Genomic DNA, 15,581 nt, shown 5'->3' on the forward strand with positions numbered 1-15,581 from the left:
GCCGCTGCGAATCGCATGTTAGCGCCAGAAGCTGAGGTATTCGACGAAACCCACGAACTCCCGCGCCAGGAAGATCGGGATATTGCCGCCCAGGAAAAGCAGGTCGGCGGCCAGGATCAGGGCGATGAGCAGGCCAAGAAAGATCGCGATCCGGTTCGTCATGCTGTCCCTTTCGCACCCGTTTTGCCGCGTCAGCGCGCGGACCCGTTGCCTGCGGCGTGGCGGCACGGGCCTTGCTAGGCAAGGGAAGGGCTGCTCGCAAGGGGGTCATGGCGCGGGTTCTTCATCCGTGTCCTGATCGGCGCCGACGGGGATCAGGATGATCTCGCCCTCGCCCTCCAGGCGGCGGATGGTGGCGACGACCTCGGACATGGCGGCCTCGGCATCGCTGGCAGGGACCTTGCCAAGGGTCTCGATCTCCTCGCGCAGGGTGTCGGCCATGCGTGTGGACAGCGCGCCAAGGATGAAATCGACGGTGGGCAGGTCATCGCCCCTGGCACCGGCCAGCGCGCGGGTCAGTGCCGTGCCCTCGACCTCGCGCACGAAGCGGGGCACGTCGCGCGGGTCGATGCGGGCGGGGATGTTGGCCCATGTGAAGATCGTCCGGCGCACGCTTTCGGCGAAATCCGCATCGTCGTCGGCAAGGCCCGCCAGCACGCTGTCGCGCGTCGCGGATTGCGAAACGTTCAGGATCGCCCCCACCTTTTCGACCGGGCCGCCCCGTGATGCGGGTTGGGGCAGTGTGTCGGCGGCCTGGACCAGCGCCAGCCCGATCCGACGCAGCGCGGCCGCGTCGATCCCGCCTGTCAGCGACATCGCATAGGCGATCTGCCGGGCAAGTTCGGGGTCGATCAGCTTGAACACCTCGGCCGCGCGGGGAACGGGCAGGTTCGAGAACATGACCGCCGCGATCTCGACCGCCTCGACCCGGACAAGCTCGGCCAGCGATTCCGCGGGCAGCGAGGCGATGCGTTCCCACGGATCGCTGATCCCCGACAGCGCCGCCATGCGCCGCAGGCGGCTGGTGGTGGCATCTGACAGGTGCCCTTCCAGCAGCGCCAGCGCCCCGTCGATGGAATCGGGAAAGGACAGGCCTACGGATTCCAGTTGGTCGCAGAATTCCATGATGACGCAATCGCGGGTTTCGCGGTCCACGATGCCCATGATCGCGATTTCCTGCGCCAGCGCGGCTTGCGCGGTCTGGGGCAGGCGGCTGAGGTCCAGGTCGGACCCTTCGGCCAGCAGGTAACCCACGACGATCGCGGCTTTTTGCCGCGATGTCAGCACCTTGGATGCAAAGCCGTCACTGCCGATCATTCCTGCCCCCGAATCGTGTCGCAGGGGCAGGATGGCAGAAAAAACCTAACAGGCGGTTAGCGCGGCTGATCGAAGACGCGGGCGAAGATCGTATCGACGTGCCTGGTGTGATAGCCGAGGTCGAATTTTTCCTCGATCTCGGCGGGCGACAGCGCCGCCGTCACCTCGGGGTCGGCCAGCAATTCGGTCTTGAAATCGGCGCCCTGTTCCCAGACCTTCATGGCGTTGCGCTGCACCAGGCGGTAAGCATCCTCGCGCGAGACGCCGGCCTGCGTCAGGGCCAGAAGCACCCGCTGGGACATGACCAAACCCTTGAACTTGTTCATGTTCGCCAGCATGTTTTCGGGATAGACGACCAGCTTTTCGACGACGCCCGCCAGCCGGTTCAGCGCGAAATCCAGCGTGATGGTGGCGTCCGGGGCGATGCCGCGCTCGACCGAGGAATGCGAGATGTCGCGTTCGTGCCACAGCGCCACGTTTTCCATCGCGGGCACGACGGCCATGCGCACAAGGCGGGCAAGGCCGGTCAGGTTTTCGGTCAGCACCGGGTTGCGCTTGTGCGGCATGGCGCTGCTGCCCTTCTGTCCGGGGCTGAAATATTCTTCGGCCTCAAGCACTTCGGTGCGCTGCATGTGGCGGATCTCGATGGCGATATTCTCGATGGAACTGGCGATCACGCCAAGCGTGGCGAAGAACATCGCGTGGCGGTCGCGCGGGATCACCTGGGTGCTGATCGGCTCGGGCGTCAGGCCCATTTTCGCGCAGACGTGTTCCTCGACCGCCGGGTCGATATTGGCGAAGGTGCCGACCGCGCCGGAAATCGCGCCGGTCGCGACCTCGACGCGGGCCGCTTGCAGCCGCGCCTTGCCGCGCGCCATTTCCGCGTAGAAACGCGCGAAGGTCAGGCCCATCGTGGTGGGCTCGGCGTGGATGCCGTGGCTGCGGCCGATGCGGACCGTGTCCTTGTGTTCAAAGGCGCGTTTCTTCAGCGCCTCCAGCAGTTTGTCCATATCGGCCAGCAGGATGTCGGCGGCGCGGACGAGCTGGACGTTCAGCGTCGTGTCCAGAACGTCGGAACTGGTCATGCCCTGGTGGACGAAGCGGGCTTCGTCATTGCCGATATGTTCGGCCAGATGGGTCAGGAAGGCGATGACGTCGTGCTTGGTCACGGCCTCGATCTCGTCGATGCGGGCCACGTCGAATTCAACGTCCCTGGCGCGCCAGACGGCCGCGGCGTTTTCGCGCGGGATCACGCCCAGATCGGCCTGGGCGTCGCAGGCATGGGCCTCGATCTCATACCAGATGCGGAACTTGGTCTCGGGCGACCAGATGGCGGTCATTTCGGGGCGGGAATAGCGCGGGATCATCGAAAGCCTCCTTGGTTGGTGGGGCTTTAGCGCGCCGTTGCGCCAGCGGCAAGCTGGGCTGGGGTATTTGGGTGATGAAGAAAGCGGGCGCGGCGCCCGGAGCGTCGGGCGCCGCGCCGATTGCGGGATCAGAAGGCGGGGATGACCGCGCCCTGATAGCGTTCCTCGATGAAGGCCTTGATGGCCGGGTCGTGGTAGGCCTCGATCAGGTCGGGCACCCATTCGGCGTCCTGGTCCTGCTGGCGCACGACGATGATATTGGCATAGGGGCTGTCGGCGTCCTCCATCGCGATGGAATCCTCTTGCGGGTTCAGCCCGGCGTCCAGCGCGTAGTTGGTGTTGATGATCGCGATATCGGCATCGGCCAGCGTGCGGGGCAGTTGGGCGGCGTCGAGTTCGAGGAAGTCCAGCCCCTTGGGGTTGCCCGCGATGTCCAGCGGATTGGGGGTCAGGCCGACGTCCTCGCCCAGCGTCAGCAGGCCCTTGGCTTGCAGGAGCAGAAGGGCGCGGCCGCCGTTCGTCGGGTCGTTGGGGATCGCGACACGGGCGCCTTCGGGCAGGTCGTCGAGCGATTCCAGCTTGTCGGAATAGATCCCCATCGGCGTGGTGATGGTCTTGGCGACCGTGACCAGATCGAAGCCGCGATCGGCGATCTGGTTGTCCAGATAGGGCTGGTGCTGGAAGCTGTTGGCGTCCAGGTCGCCGTCGTTCAGCGCTTGGTTGGGGATGACGTAGTCGGTGAACTCGATGATCTCGATGTTCAGACCGCGGTCGCGGGCGGTTTCGGCGACCTTCTCCATGATCTCGGCATGTTCGCCGACCGAGACGCCGACCTTGATGTCATGGGCCGAGACCATGCCCGCGCCTAGCGCGAGGGCTGCGGTCAGCGTGGCGAAGCGGAGTTTTCTCATCTGCACTCTCCTGATGATGAAGCGGGATCAGCGGCCCCGGTTGCGGGGCGCGCGTTTGTCGAAGCGCGCGGCGATCCATTCGCCGAGCGATTGCACGAACTGGACGAGGACGACCATGATGACGACCACGATCAGCATGACGTCGGGCATGAAACGCTGGTAGCCGTAGCGGATGCCCAGGTCGCCCAGGCCCTTGCCGCCGACCGCGCCCACCATCGCCGAATAGCCGATCAGGCTGACCACGGCCAGCGTCAGGCCAAGGACGATGCCGGGCATCGCCTCGGGGACCAGCACCTTGCGCACGATCTGGAAGGGGGTGGCGCCCATGGCGCGGGCGGCCTCGATCAGCCCGCTGTCGACTTCGCGGATCGAGGTTTCGACTAGCCGCGCGATGAAGGGGGCGGCGGCGATCGTCAGGGGCACGATGGCCGCCGTGGTGCCGATCGAGGTGCCGACCAGCCAGCGCGTGAAGGGGATGATCGACACGACCAGGATGATGAACGGAACCGAGCGCGCGATGTTCACCACCAGCCCCAGCACCCGGTTGGTGTTGGGTGCCGACAGCAACTCGCCCCGGCGCGAGGTGGCCAGGAAGATCCCCAGCGGGCCGCCGATCAGCGTGCCGACCAGCGCCGCCACGCCGACCATATACAGCGTTTGCAGCGTCGAGACCCACAGAAGCTGGATCATGTTAGCCGACATAGCCAAGCTCCTCGGTGATCATGCCGTATTCGGCCAGGAAACCGCGCGCCTCTTGCAGGCGCTGGTGGGGCAGGCTGACGATCAGGCTGCCGAAGGGGTTGGGGCCGATTTCCTCGATGGCGCCGGCAAGGATGTTCGTCTCGATCCCGCATTCGACGGTCATGCGCGACAGCATCGGCGTGGTGGCGTTCTGGCCGGTGAAGGTGATCTGCATGATCGCCTGCGCATCCGGTCCCTGCGGCTGCGGCTGCATCCGGCTGGCGACGAATCCCGGCAGGGCGACATCGGTGACGCCCTTGAGAAAGGACCGCGTCGTCGGGTGATCGGGGCGCGAAAAGACGCCGTAGGTCGGACCGGATTCGACGATGCGGCCGCCCTCGATCACCGCGACATGGTCGCAGACGTCGCGGACAACGGCCATCTCGTGGGTGATCAGCAGGATGGTCAGGCCCAGTTCCCGGTTGATGTCGCGCAAAAGCGCCAGCACCTGCCGCGTGGTGTCGGGGTCCAGCGCCGAGGTCGCCTCGTCCGACAGCAGCACGCGGGGGCGGGTGGCAAGGGCGCGGGCGATGCCGACGCGCTGCTTTTGCCCGCCCGAGAGTTCCGCCGGATAACGGTCGCGCTGCGCGTCAAGTCCGACGAGGCGGATCAGATCGTCCACGCGCGGCGCGATTTCGGCGCGCGGGGTCCCTGCGATTTCCAGCGGCAGTCCGATATTGCCCGCCACCGTGCGCGAGGACAGCAGGTTGAAATGCTGGAAGATCATGCCGACCTTGCGCCGGATGTCGCGCAGCGCGGCGCCCGTGGCCGTGCCGACGTCCTGCCCGGCGACCAGCACCTTGCCCCGGCTGGGACGCTCCAGCCCGTTCACCAGCCGCAGCAGCGTGGATTTCCCCGCGCCCGAGCGCCCGATGATGCCGGTGATCGTGCCCGCGGGCACCTCCAGCGAGATGTCGTCCAGCGCCAGAACGTCGCCCGCGCCGCCCTTTTGCGGGAATGCGCGCGTCACGTTCTGGAATGAAATGGCCGGCTGGTCCCGGTCCTCTGCCTCGGTCATCGCTAAACCCTGTTTCCTGGCGCAGAGCTATGCGCGGATACCCGTTCTTGGCAAGGGGGGTATCATGGCCCATGCCGAAACGCTGTTCCTGATTCAGGCAAGGCGCAGGAACAGCATTCCGAAATGGGCCGGATCGCCGGTTTTGGAAAAGAATCAGCCGCCGGACGCGGCCAGCGCCGCGACGATGGGGCCGAAATCACCGGCCTTGAGGCTGGCGCCCCCGACCAGCGCGCCGTCCACATGGGGGATCGCGAAGATCTCGGCCGCGTTGCCCGGCTTGACCGAGCCGCCATAGAGCAGCGAGACATCCGCGCCGTCCGCAAAGCGCGCGGCCAGCCGGTCGCGCATCAGGGCGTGGACCTCGGCGATCTGGTCGTTGGTGGGGGTGCGGCCCGTGCCGATGGCCCAGACGGGTTCATAGGCGACCACGGTATTCGCCGCGGTGGCGCAATCGGGGACGGATGCGGCCAGTTGGCCCGCGATCACGTCCAGCGTCTGGTCCGCGTCGCGCTGCGCCTCGGTCTCGCCCAGGCAGATCACGGCCACCAGCCCGGCCTCATGGGCGGCGATGGCCTTGGCGCGGACCTGATCGTCGGTCTCGCCGTGGTCGGTGCGGCGTTCGGAATGGCCGAGGATGACATGGCTTGCCCCCGCATCGCGAAGCTGCGCCGCCGCGATGTCGCCGGTATGCGCGCCCGAGGCATTGGCGTGGCAATCCTGCCCGCCGGTGGCGATGCCCTTGGCCGCCATCGCGTGGATCAGCGTCGCGGGGGGGCAGATCAGCAGGTCGCAACCCGGTTGCGGATGGTCGGCCAGCAGCCGGTCCACCTCGGCCAGCGAGGCCAGCGTGCCGTTCATCTTCCAGTTGCCTGCGGCCAGTTTGCGCGGTGCCATCTGTCGTCCTTTCGCCTGTGTCGCGACCCGATTAGGCAAAGCGCGGCGCGGGTTCAATGCAGATGGCGCTAACGGTGGTCTCAGGGCGCGGTGCGCGCCCCCTCCAGCGGTTCGAACCGGACCGATTCGCCGCAGCCGCAGGCCTCGGTGACATTGGGGTTGCGGAACCTGAAGCCGGATTCGAGAAGGCCGGTCTCATAGTCGATTTCCGTCCCGAAGAGGAACATCTGCGCGGTCGGCGCGATCATCACGCGGGCCTCGCCCTGTTCGACCACCTCGTCGGCGGGGTCGGGGGACTGGGCCAGTTCCATCGTGTATTCCATGCCCGCGCAGCCGCCCTTCTTCAGGCCGATGCGCAGGCCATGCGCGGATTTTCCGGCCATGAGCCGGGCGATCTGACGCTCGGCCGCCGGGGTGATGGTGACCGGGGATTTGCCGGGGATCGAAAACATCTGTGCCGCCTTTCCTTCCCGCACAAGATAGGGTGGGGCGGGCGGCGGCTCAAGTCCCCGCCTCGATCGCGGCCAGAAGCGCCATCACCACGCGGACCGAGTTGGTCGCGGCCAGACCCATGAAGGTTGCCATCTCATTGGCATCCGCCCCGCCCCCCGCAAGGTCGGAAACCGAGCGCGCGGCGATGAAATCGACCCCGTTGGCATGGGCGACATGGGCGACGGCGGCGCTTTCCATGTCCAGCACCTGCGCGCCGAAAGCCCCGTGCGCCCAGATCCGCAGCGCGGCGTTGTCGACGAAGGCGGGGCCGGAAAGCCCGTTGCCGCCCACGATGACGCGCGGCTGGTGGGACAGTTGGTGGCCCGCCTCGGTGCCGGTTTCCAGGGACATGGCCTCGATCCGGTGCGCGGCTTGGGTCAGGCGGGGCGCGGTATCGAACCAGAAGCGGCGCCCGCGCCCGTCAGGGTCCGAGGCGGTCTCGACCGTCAGGGGGAAGGCCATGCCGAAATTCGGGGCATCCGCGCGCAGATCGTCCAGGAAGGGCGGCGGCGCGAAGCCCTGCGCGGTTTCGCGGGCGAAGGCGGATTCGAGATATTGCCCCCAACGCGCGGGCAGGATCACGTCGCCCACGTTCAGCGCGGGATCGGCGCTGCCCGCGATGCCGGTCAGCACGATGGCCGTGACATTGTAGCGGTCCAAGAGAAGCTGCGCCGCCATCGCCCCGTTGACCATCGACATGCCCGAAAGGTAGATCACGACATGCGTGGCCCCGATGGTCGTGGTGGCGAAGTCGATGCCGTTCATGCGGCGGGTTTCGACCGCGATGCCCCGCCGGTCCAGTTCGGCCCGCAAGGCCAGCCATTCGGGCGTGTAGGAGGTCGCGACGGCGATGCGCGGCGTCGCGTCGTGAAAGGGGCGTTCTGGCATCAATGGCTCCGGCTGTTCGGGACAGGCTTGCGTGGGCGCGCGCGCGGCGTCAATGGCTTGACACGGGCCGCGACGGGGATATAAGCGCGGCTTCATTGGTGTTGGTGGCCCCCGCAAGGGGATTCCTGTCGGGCTTATCGCCAGAGGACAACGCCCTTCTGCCGCCCGAGCGGTTCCGGGGAACGCTGCCATTCCCGGCCCTGCCGCTTCGGGTATTTTTGTGAAGGAGATCAGAGGTGACCAAACGCACCGCTGCCAAATACAAGATCGACCGCCGGATGGGCGAAAACATCTGGGGTCGCGCGAAATCCCCGGTCAACCGCCGCGAATACGGCCCCGGCCAGCACGGCCAGCGCCGCAAGGGCAAGCTGTCGGACTTCGGCACCCAGCTGCGCGCCAAGCAGAAGCTGAAGGGCTATTACGGCGACCTGACCGAAAAGCAGTTCCGCCGCATCTATGGCGAGGCCGAGCGCGTCAAGGGCGACACCGGCGAGAACCTGATCGGCCTGCTGGAGCGCCGTCTGGACGCCGTCGTCTATCGCGCCAAGTTCGTGCCGACCATTTTCGCCGCGCGCCAGTTCGTGAACCACGGCCATGTCGAGGTGAACGGCCAGCGCGTCAACATCGCGTCCTATCGTGTCAAGGAAGGCGACGTGATCTCGATCCGCGAGCGTTCGCGTCAACTGGCCATCGTGCTGGAAGCCGTCGGTCTGGCCGAGCGTGACGTGCCCGATTATATCGAAGCCGATCACAACAAGATGACCGCGACCTTCGTGCGCACCCCGGCCCTGGGCGACGTGCCCTATGCCGTCGTGATGGAGCCGAACCTGGTCGTCGAATATTACGCGAAGAACTGATCCTTTCCCGGATCGCAGGTTTCAGGGCCGTCCCTTCGGGGGCGGCCTTTCGCGTTTGAGGGGCGTTTTTTGGGTATTTGGGTGATGAAGAAAGGCGGGTGGTTTTCCCCCTGCGATCACAAGATGGCAATCGGGCTTGCAACCGGCGGGTCTTGCGGTGTCATTGTCGCCAGGGCGTTTTGGAAAGGGACGGCATGCGTATCGGGATCGGATATCTGGCCGCTGCTTTTGCGCTGACCGCCGGGGCTGCGGTTGCGGATGAGCGGTTGCATAGCTGCGAGACCTCGTTGCAGGGGGTTCGGACCGAGGTGAACTATGTCCGCGACGAGGCCTATTTCGCCAATGTCGGCAGGGTCGAGCATCGCTTTTCGCGCTTCGGCAAGGTGAGTTGTCCCGGCTATGTGACCCTGCGCGAGATCTTGCGGCGCAACGGGATGGAGGATGACGGCAATTATTGCCTGCTGTGGGACCGCAAGAACGACACCTATGTCGGCGCACAGGTGGGGCAGCGGCGTGGCAATGCGGTTTGCGCCAAAGGCTTTTGCGAGCGGGTCAATGCCGCCAAGGCTGCGAGCTTGCAGGGCGGGCAGGCGATGGCGATGGCGGGGGTCGAGGCGGTGACGCAGCGGCCCGGCGCTGCGCTGCTGAGCGTGGCGACCGGCGACATGGCCGCGAAGATCGAGGGGGCGGGGGCGGTTGCCTCGGGGCTGGCCAGTTCCCCGGTCGTGGCGGGGGCGGTCCTGGTTGGCGCGGCGGCGACGGGCGGCGCGCTGTGGTATTGCGCTGACGGTGCCGAGGAGGCGTCCATCGCTGACCAGCCCCTGTCCGTGCCCGAGCCATATGTTCCGCAGCCCGAGGATTTCCCGCCCGGAACGATGCTGCCTTCCGGGGCGGGGCAGGACGATGTGGTCTGGTCATCGCCCTTGCCGCCCCCTGCGGATGAGGGTGCCGCGGAATGAAAAAGGCCCCGGCTATCTGCCGGGGCCTTGTCGCTCGCATTCCCTCGCGGTCAGCTTTTCGCCAGGTTGCGCAGGACGTAATGCAGCACGCCGCCGTTCTTGAGATAGTCGATCTCGACCTCGGTATCGACGCGGGCCTTGAGCTGGATCGTCTTTTCGCTGCCATCGGCATAGCGGATGGTGCAGGGGACCAGCGACAGGGGTTTGAAGTCGCCTTCCAGGCCCTCGATCGTGACGGTTTCGTCGCCTTTCAGGCCCAGCGATTTGCGGTTGTCGCCGCCCGTGAACTCGAACGGGACGACGCCCATGCCGACGAGGTTCGAGCGGTGGATGCGCTCGAAGCTTTCCGCGATCACGGCCTTGACGCCCAGAAGGCTGGTGCCCTTGGCGGCCCAGTCGCGCGACGAGCCTGCGCCGTATTCCACGCCCCCGAAGATCACCAGCGGCGTGCCCTGCGCCTGATATTCCATCGAGGCGTCGAAGATCGAGGTTTGCTGACCGTCCGGGCCCTTGGAATAGCCGCCCTCGACGCCGTCCAGCATCTCGTTGCGGATGCGGATATTGGCGAAGGTGCCGCGCATCATGATTTCATGGTTGCCGCGGCGCGAGCCGTAGCTGTTGAAATCGCGCGGCGCGACCTGACGTTCGGTCAGGTATTGGCCGGCGGGGGTGGTCGGCTTGAACGAGCCGGCGGGGCTGATGTGGTCGGTGGTGATCATGTCGCCCAAGATCGCCAGCACGCGGGCGCCCCTGATGTCGCTGATCTCGCCCGCGTCTTTGGACATGCCCTGGAAATAGGGCGGGTTCTGGATATAGGTCGAGGTCGGCGGCCAGTCGTAGGTCTCGCTGTCGGTGACCTCGACGCCCTGCCATTTCTCGTCGCCCTTGAAGACGTCGGCGTATTTCTTCTGGAAGGCTTCGCGGGTGACGGTCTGGTGAACCAGGTCGGCAACCTCCTGGTTGGTCGGCCAGATATCCTTCAGATAGACGTCGTTGCCGTCCTTGTCCTGCCCGATGGGGTCGCGGGTCAGGTTGACGTTGACGTCGCCCGCGATGGCATAGGCCACCACCAGCGGCGGCGAGGCCAGGTAGTTCGCGCGCACGTCCGGGCTGATGCGGCCCTCGAAGTTGCGGTTGCCCGACAGAACGGCGGTCGCGACCAGGTCGTTGTCGGCAATGGCCTTGGAGATCGCCGCATCGCCCAGGGGACCCGAGTTGCCGATGCAGGTGGTGCAGCCATAGCCGACCAGGTTGAAGCCCAGCGCGTCCAGGTCCTCTTGCAGGCCGGCGGCCTCCAGGTATTCGCCGACGACCTGCGAACCGGGCGCCAGCGAGGTCTTGACCCAAGGCTTGCTGGTCAGGCCCAGCGCGCGCGCCTTGCGGGCGACCAGGCCGGCGCCGATCATCACATAGGGGTTCGAGGTGTTGGTGCAGGACGTGATTGCCGCGATCACGACCGAACCGTCGCGGATGGTGTAATCCTTGCCCTCGACCTCGGCCGTCTTGCGCACGTCCTTGGCGGGGGCGACGACCGCACCGCCTTCCGCGCCCATTTCCAGCGCGTCGAGCGAGACGTCGATGCCACGGTAATCGGCCACGACCTTGTAGAAGCTGCGCGCGGAATCGGTCAGCGGCACATAGTCCTGCGGGCGCTTGGGACCCGAGATCGCCGGGACGATCTCACCCATGTCCAGATGCAGCGTGTCGGTATAGACCGGCGCATAATCCGCACCGCGCCAGAAGCCGTTTTCCTTGGCGTAGGCTTCGACCAGCGCGATGCGATCCTCGTCCCGGCCGGTGTTGCGCAGGTAGCGCAGGGTTTCGTTGTCGATGGGGAAGAAGCCGCAGGTGGCGCCGTATTCGGGGGCCATGTTGGCGATGGTGGCGCGGTCGGCCAGCGGCAGGTGATCCAGCCCCTCGCCGTAGAATTCGACGAACTTGCCGACGACGCCCTTCTGGCGCAGCATCTGGACGACCTTCAGCACCAGGTCGGTGGCCGTGGTGCCTTCCATCATCCGGCCTGTCAGCTTGAAGCCGATGACCTCGGGGATCAGCATGGACACGGGCTGGCCCAGCATCGCGGCCTCGGCCTCGATCCCGCCGACGCCCCAGCCAAGGACCGCAAGCCCGTTGACCATCGTGGTGTGGCTGTCGGTGCCGACCAGCGTGTCGGGATAGGCGACTTCCTCGCCCGACTGGTCGGTGTCGGTCCAGACGGTCTGGGCCAGGTATTCAAGGTTCACCTGGTGGCAGATGCCGGTCCCCGGCGGCACCACGCGGAAGTTGTTGAACGCATTCTGGCCCCATTTCAGGAAGGTATAGCGTTCCAGGTTGCGCTCGTATTCCAGTTCGACGTTGCGTTGGAAGGCGCGGGGGTTGCCGAATTCGTCGATCATGACCGAGTGGTCGATGACCAGATCGACCGGGTTCAGCGGGTTGATCTTTTGCGCGTCGCCGCCAAGCGCCTTGATGCCGTCGCGCATCGCGGCAAGGTCCACCACGGCGGGAACGCCGGTGAAGTCCTGCATCAGCACGCGGGCCGGGCGATAGGCGATCTCGCGCGGGTTCTTGCCGCCCATCGTGGCCCATTCGGCGAATGCCTTGATGTCGTCGGTGCCGACGGTCTTGCCGCCGTCCTCGAAACGCAGCATGTTTTCCAGCACGACCTTCAGCGAGGCGGGCAGGTTCGAGAAATCGCCCAGTCCCGCCTCCGTGGCGGCCGGGATCGAGTAATAGGCATAGCTCTTGTCGCCGACCTTCAGGCTGCGGCGGGTGTTGGAAGTGTCTTGTCCGGTCTCGATGGGCATGGCTCGGCTCCCCTGATGTGGCAAAGGTGGCTGTTCGCAATCTGACAGCCATTTGCGCCTTTTCGTCGAATGGTGCAAGGGTCAGGCCGGAAAATAATGTATGCTATGGTATGCAGACGATACCCGCCGGGCGATTTGTTGCCGTCGTGTCACGCTCATGTGGCGATTGCGCCATGCTAACAAAGCCTTGATTTGGAATTTCGGCCCCGAACTCATTAGTTGGAGGCAGCGAAAGATGGCCTTTCCCCCGGACAGGAGCATATGGATTCCGTTTCCAGAATGAATCATTCCCGCGAAACCGGGCGCTGGCTTGGCGCGCTGCTGCTCAGCGGCGTGCTGGCGCTGACGGCATTGGGCGGGCCGGTTTCGGCGCAGCAGGCGCAGGACGAACCTGCCGGGGCGACGCAAGGGGCGCTTGACGCCCCGGCTGATCCCGGTGGTCCCGATTCCGGTGGTCCCGCTGATCCCGGTCCCGATACCCCCGGTCCCGATGGAGATGTCGGGCTGATCGAGGCGCCCGCCGGGGTGGCCGGGGTCGCGGCCTCGGCCCTTGGGGAAAGCGCGCAGCCGCAAGGCGGCGCCGAATTCTTCGGCAGCCCCCCTGCCGCCGAGCCTGCGATGGACGCGCTGCCCCTGGCCTCGGGTCCGATGGTCCACCCGCCCGTGGTGGTCGAGCTTTTCACCTCGCAGGGCTGTTCGTCCTGTCCGCCCGCAGACGGCCTGCTGGCCGAACTGTCGAACCGCCCGGACATCCTGGCGCTGTCGTGGCATGTCGATTACTGGGATTATCTGGGTTGGGCCGACGAATTCGCCCGGCCCGAGTTCACGCGCAGGCAAAAGGACTATGCCCGCGCGGCGGGCGAGCGTTCGATCTACACCCCCCAGATGCTGGTCGGCGGGTCCGAGACGCTGCTGCGGGTCCGCCCCGCCGACCTGATGGCGCTGATCGATGATCACATGGCCCGCCCGGTCGCGGTTTCCGTCACCGCCACCGGCTCGGGCGATGCCTATCAGATCGAACTGACCCCGCGCATCCGCCCGCGCCACGATATCGCCATCCTGCTGGTGCGCTATGCGCCCGAGCGCAGCATCCATATCCGCGCGGGCGAAAACAGCGACCGCAACCTGGTTTACCGCAATGTCGTGCTGTCGATGGACCAGATCGCCACCTGGGACGGGCGTGCGCCGCTGCGGCTGAACGTCACCGCTGCGGCGACCGCGGACGAAACCTATCCCGACGATACCCGCCACGCGATCCTGGCCCAGCAGCTTGGCCGCAAGGACCAGCCTTCGGGGCCGATCTTCGCGGCGATCAAGCTGGACTGAGGCAGGGCGGCTTGCGATCCGCCGCCGGATGCGGGACAACGCCACAACCCCGAGGATCCCGAGGAAAACATGACCGACACCCGCACCGTCGCACCCTGGCTGAAATCCGCGTTGGAGCTTGGCCCCGCGCTGCTGTTCTTCGCCGTCTTCCTGCTGATGCGCGAGCGGGTGGTGAACCTGTGGGGCATCGACTACCAGGGCTTCATCATCGCCACGATCGTCTTCGTTCCGGTGCAGGTGGCGGCGACGCTGGTCTTGTGGCGGCTGTCGGGCAGGCTGTCGGCGATGCAGGTGATGACGCTGGTGCTGGTCGTCGTCTTCGGCGGGCTGACCGCATGGCTCAACGATCCCCGCTTTTTCGAGATGAAGCCGACGATCCTCTACCTGTTCTTTGCCGCCGTGCTTGGCCTTGGGCTGGCGCTGCGCAAGAACTGGCTGAGCTTCGTCTTTTCCGATGCCTTTCCCATGACGCCCGAGGGATGGCGCATCCTGACCATCCGCCTGACGCTGCTGTTCGTCGCGATGGCCGGGGCCAATGAATTCGTGCGCCATATGATGTCGCAAACGGCGTGGGTCTATTTCAAGACCTTCGGCATCATCATCATCATGTTCGCCTTCTTCATGCTGAACGCCCGCCTGTTCGAGCGTTACGCCATCCGCCCCAAGGACGGCCCCGAAAACGGTCGCGATGCCTGACGGGACCCGCGCCCTTGCGCCCGGCCCGGCGCAGGAGTAACCCGGCGCAAGCGCCAGATCATCAGGATAACCGCCATGTCCAGCGACGAAAAACGCCCCGAAGGCCAGCAACCCCTGCATCCGCGCACCCGCGCCGTCCACCACGGCACCCGCCGCAGCCAATACGGCGAGATGGCCGAGGCGCTGTTCATGACCCAGGGCTTCGCCTACGATTCCGCCGAACAGGCCGAGCAGCGTTTCATCGCCTCGGGACCGGACGAATTCATCTATGCCCGCTACGGCAACCCCACCAGCCGCATGTTCGAGGATCGCGTCGCCGACCTGGAAGGGACCGAGGACGCCTTTGCCACCGCCAGCGGCATGGCCGCCGTCAACGGTGCGCTGATGAGCATGGTCAAGCCGGGCGATCATGTCGTTTCGGCGCGCGCGCTGTTCGGGTCCTGCCTCTATGTGCTGGATATCCTGACCCGCTTCGGGGTCGAGGTCACCTATGTCGATGGCGCCGACCTGGACCAGTGGCGCGCGGCGGTGCGGCCCGGCACCAGGGCGGTGTTCTTCGAGACCGTCTCGAACCCGACGCTGGAGGTGGTCGATATTGCCGGTGTGGCCGAAATCGCCCATGCCGCCGGCGCGATGGTGGTCGTGGACAACGTCTTTGCCACCCCCGTCTTTTCGCGCGCGGCAAGCCAGGGCGCCGATGTCGTGGTCTATTCCGCGACCAAGCACATCGACGGCTCGGGCCGCTGCCTGGGCGGGCTGATCTGCGGGACGCGCCAGTTCGTCCGCGAGGTGGCCGAGCCTTACCTGAAACATACCGGCGGCGCGATCAGCCCCTTCAACGCATGGCTGATGCTGGGCGGCCTGTCCACGCTGGACCTGCGCGTGCGCGCGCAGGCCGATGCCGCCGCTCGTATCGCGCAGGCCCTGCAAGGGCATCCGGGGCTGGCGCGGGTCATCTATCCCGGCCTTGCCGACCATCCCCAGCATGATCTGGCCATGCGCCAGATGGGGTCGGGCGGCACGATGATCGCCATCGACACCGGCAGCAAGGATGCCGCCTTCCGGGCGATGAACCGGATGCGGATCTTCAAGATCTCGAACAATCTGGGCGACGCCAAGTCGATCGCCACCCATCCCGCGACCACCACGCACCAGCGCCTGTCCGACGAGGTGCGCGCCGGATTGGGCATCACGCCGGGTCTTTTGCGCCTGTCGGTCGGGCTGGAAGATCACGGCGACCTGACCGCCGACCTGTTGCAGGCGATCGAAGGCTAGGCAGGAAAACGGCCGGGGGCTTCCCTTTGCCGC

15 protein-coding genes are annotated in these 15,581 nt (G+C 66.2%); 5 read left to right on the forward strand and 10 right to left on the reverse strand.

Annotated elements, in window-relative coordinates:
• Positions 1 to 18 precede the first annotated feature (18 nt).
• The 9 genes from Q0O97_RS12090 to Q0O97_RS12130 form a co-directional block, all read right to left on the reverse strand.
• Positions 19 to 162, reverse strand: coding sequence for a hypothetical protein (locus tag Q0O97_RS12090; RefSeq protein WP_294929450.1), 144 nt, complete (start codon positions 160 to 162; stop codon positions 19 to 21).
• A gap of 105 nt (positions 163 to 267) precedes the next feature.
• Positions 268 to 1,317 carry a FliG C-terminal domain-containing protein gene (locus tag Q0O97_RS12095; RefSeq protein ID WP_294929452.1) on the reverse strand — a complete coding sequence of 350 codons (1,050 nt, stop codon included), beginning with the start codon at positions 1,315 to 1,317 and terminating at the stop codon, positions 268 to 270.
• 56 nt (positions 1,318 to 1,373) lie between these two features.
• On the reverse strand, positions 1,374 to 2,684 hold the full coding sequence (gene purB, locus Q0O97_RS12100) for an adenylosuccinate lyase (protein ID WP_294929455.1): 1,311 nt from the start codon (positions 2,682 to 2,684) through the stop codon (positions 1,374 to 1,376).
• 128 nt (positions 2,685 to 2,812) lie between these two features.
• Positions 2,813 to 3,595, reverse strand: a complete 783-nt coding sequence (locus Q0O97_RS12105) for a MetQ/NlpA family ABC transporter substrate-binding protein (RefSeq protein WP_294929458.1) — start codon at positions 3,593 to 3,595, stop codon at positions 2,813 to 2,815.
• Positions 3,596 to 3,622: 27 nt separating this feature from the next.
• A complete protein-coding gene (locus Q0O97_RS12110) occupies positions 3,623 to 4,297 on the reverse strand; it encodes a methionine ABC transporter permease (RefSeq protein ID WP_294929461.1) in 675 nt (224 codons plus the stop codon).
• Complete coding sequence (locus Q0O97_RS12115) at positions 4,287 to 5,354, reverse strand: methionine ABC transporter ATP-binding protein (RefSeq protein WP_294929464.1); 1,068 nt, start codon at positions 5,352 to 5,354, stop codon at positions 4,287 to 4,289. Before Q0O97_RS12115 ends, Q0O97_RS12110 begins: the two co-directional genes overlap by 11 nt.
• Before the next feature lie 153 nt (positions 5,355 to 5,507).
• Positions 5,508 to 6,248: a triose-phosphate isomerase gene (gene tpiA / locus Q0O97_RS12120; protein ID WP_294929467.1), complete on the reverse strand. Its 741-nt coding sequence runs from the start codon at positions 6,246 to 6,248 to the stop codon at positions 5,508 to 5,510.
• Positions 6,249 to 6,328: 80 nt separating this feature from the next.
• Positions 6,329 to 6,700, reverse strand: a complete 372-nt coding sequence (locus Q0O97_RS12125) for an iron-sulfur cluster assembly accessory protein (RefSeq protein ID WP_294929468.1) — start codon at positions 6,698 to 6,700, stop codon at positions 6,329 to 6,331.
• Between the two features lie 49 nt (positions 6,701 to 6,749).
• The gene (locus Q0O97_RS12130) at positions 6,750 to 7,628 is read right to left on the reverse strand and encodes a 5'-methylthioadenosine/S-adenosylhomocysteine nucleosidase (RefSeq protein ID WP_294929471.1); all 879 of its coding nucleotides are present in this window, start codon (positions 7,626 to 7,628) and stop codon (positions 6,750 to 6,752) included.
• 236 nt (positions 7,629 to 7,864) lie between these two features.
• On the opposite strand from Q0O97_RS12130, the gene rpsD reads away from it, so the two are divergent.
• Both rpsD and Q0O97_RS12140 read left to right on the forward strand, forming a co-directional pair.
• On the forward strand, positions 7,865 to 8,485 hold the full coding sequence (rpsD, locus tag Q0O97_RS12135; RefSeq protein WP_294929474.1) for a 30S ribosomal protein S4: 621 nt from the start codon (positions 7,865 to 7,867) through the stop codon (positions 8,483 to 8,485).
• A 194-nt stretch (positions 8,486 to 8,679) separates the two neighbouring features.
• Positions 8,680 to 9,444, forward strand: a complete 765-nt coding sequence (locus Q0O97_RS12140; RefSeq protein ID WP_294929477.1) for a hypothetical protein — start codon at positions 8,680 to 8,682, stop codon at positions 9,442 to 9,444.
• A 50-nt stretch (positions 9,445 to 9,494) separates the two neighbouring features.
• Here the strand turns inward: Q0O97_RS12140 and acnA are convergent, their stop codons facing one another.
• Positions 9,495 to 12,251 carry an aconitate hydratase AcnA gene (gene acnA, locus Q0O97_RS12145; protein ID WP_294929480.1) on the reverse strand — a complete coding sequence of 919 codons (2,757 nt, stop codon included), beginning with the start codon at positions 12,249 to 12,251 and terminating at the stop codon, positions 9,495 to 9,497.
• 279 nt (positions 12,252 to 12,530) lie between these two features.
• Here acnA and Q0O97_RS12150 point away from each other — a divergent pair, with 279 nt between their 5' ends.
• The 3 genes from Q0O97_RS12150 (at position 12,531) to metZ (ending at position 15,548) form a co-directional block, all read left to right on the forward strand.
• Positions 12,531 to 13,577 (forward strand): DUF1223 domain-containing protein, encoded by a 1,047-nt coding sequence (locus Q0O97_RS12150; RefSeq protein WP_294929483.1) that lies wholly within the window; start codon positions 12,531 to 12,533, stop codon positions 13,575 to 13,577.
• Between the two features lie 69 nt (positions 13,578 to 13,646).
• Entirely contained in the window at positions 13,647 to 14,273 is a 627-nt protein-coding gene (locus Q0O97_RS12155; protein ID WP_294929487.1) for an inner membrane-spanning protein YciB, read from the forward strand.
• A 75-nt stretch (positions 14,274 to 14,348) separates the two neighbouring features.
• Positions 14,349 to 15,548: an O-succinylhomoserine sulfhydrylase gene (metZ, locus tag Q0O97_RS12160; protein WP_294929489.1), complete on the forward strand. Its 1,200-nt coding sequence runs from the start codon at positions 14,349 to 14,351 to the stop codon at positions 15,546 to 15,548.
• Positions 15,549 to 15,581: the final 33 nt, after the last annotated feature.

The organism is uncultured Paracoccus sp., assembly GCF_945915435.1.
Classification (GTDB): domain Bacteria; phylum Pseudomonadota; class Alphaproteobacteria; order Rhodobacterales; family Rhodobacteraceae; genus Paracoccus.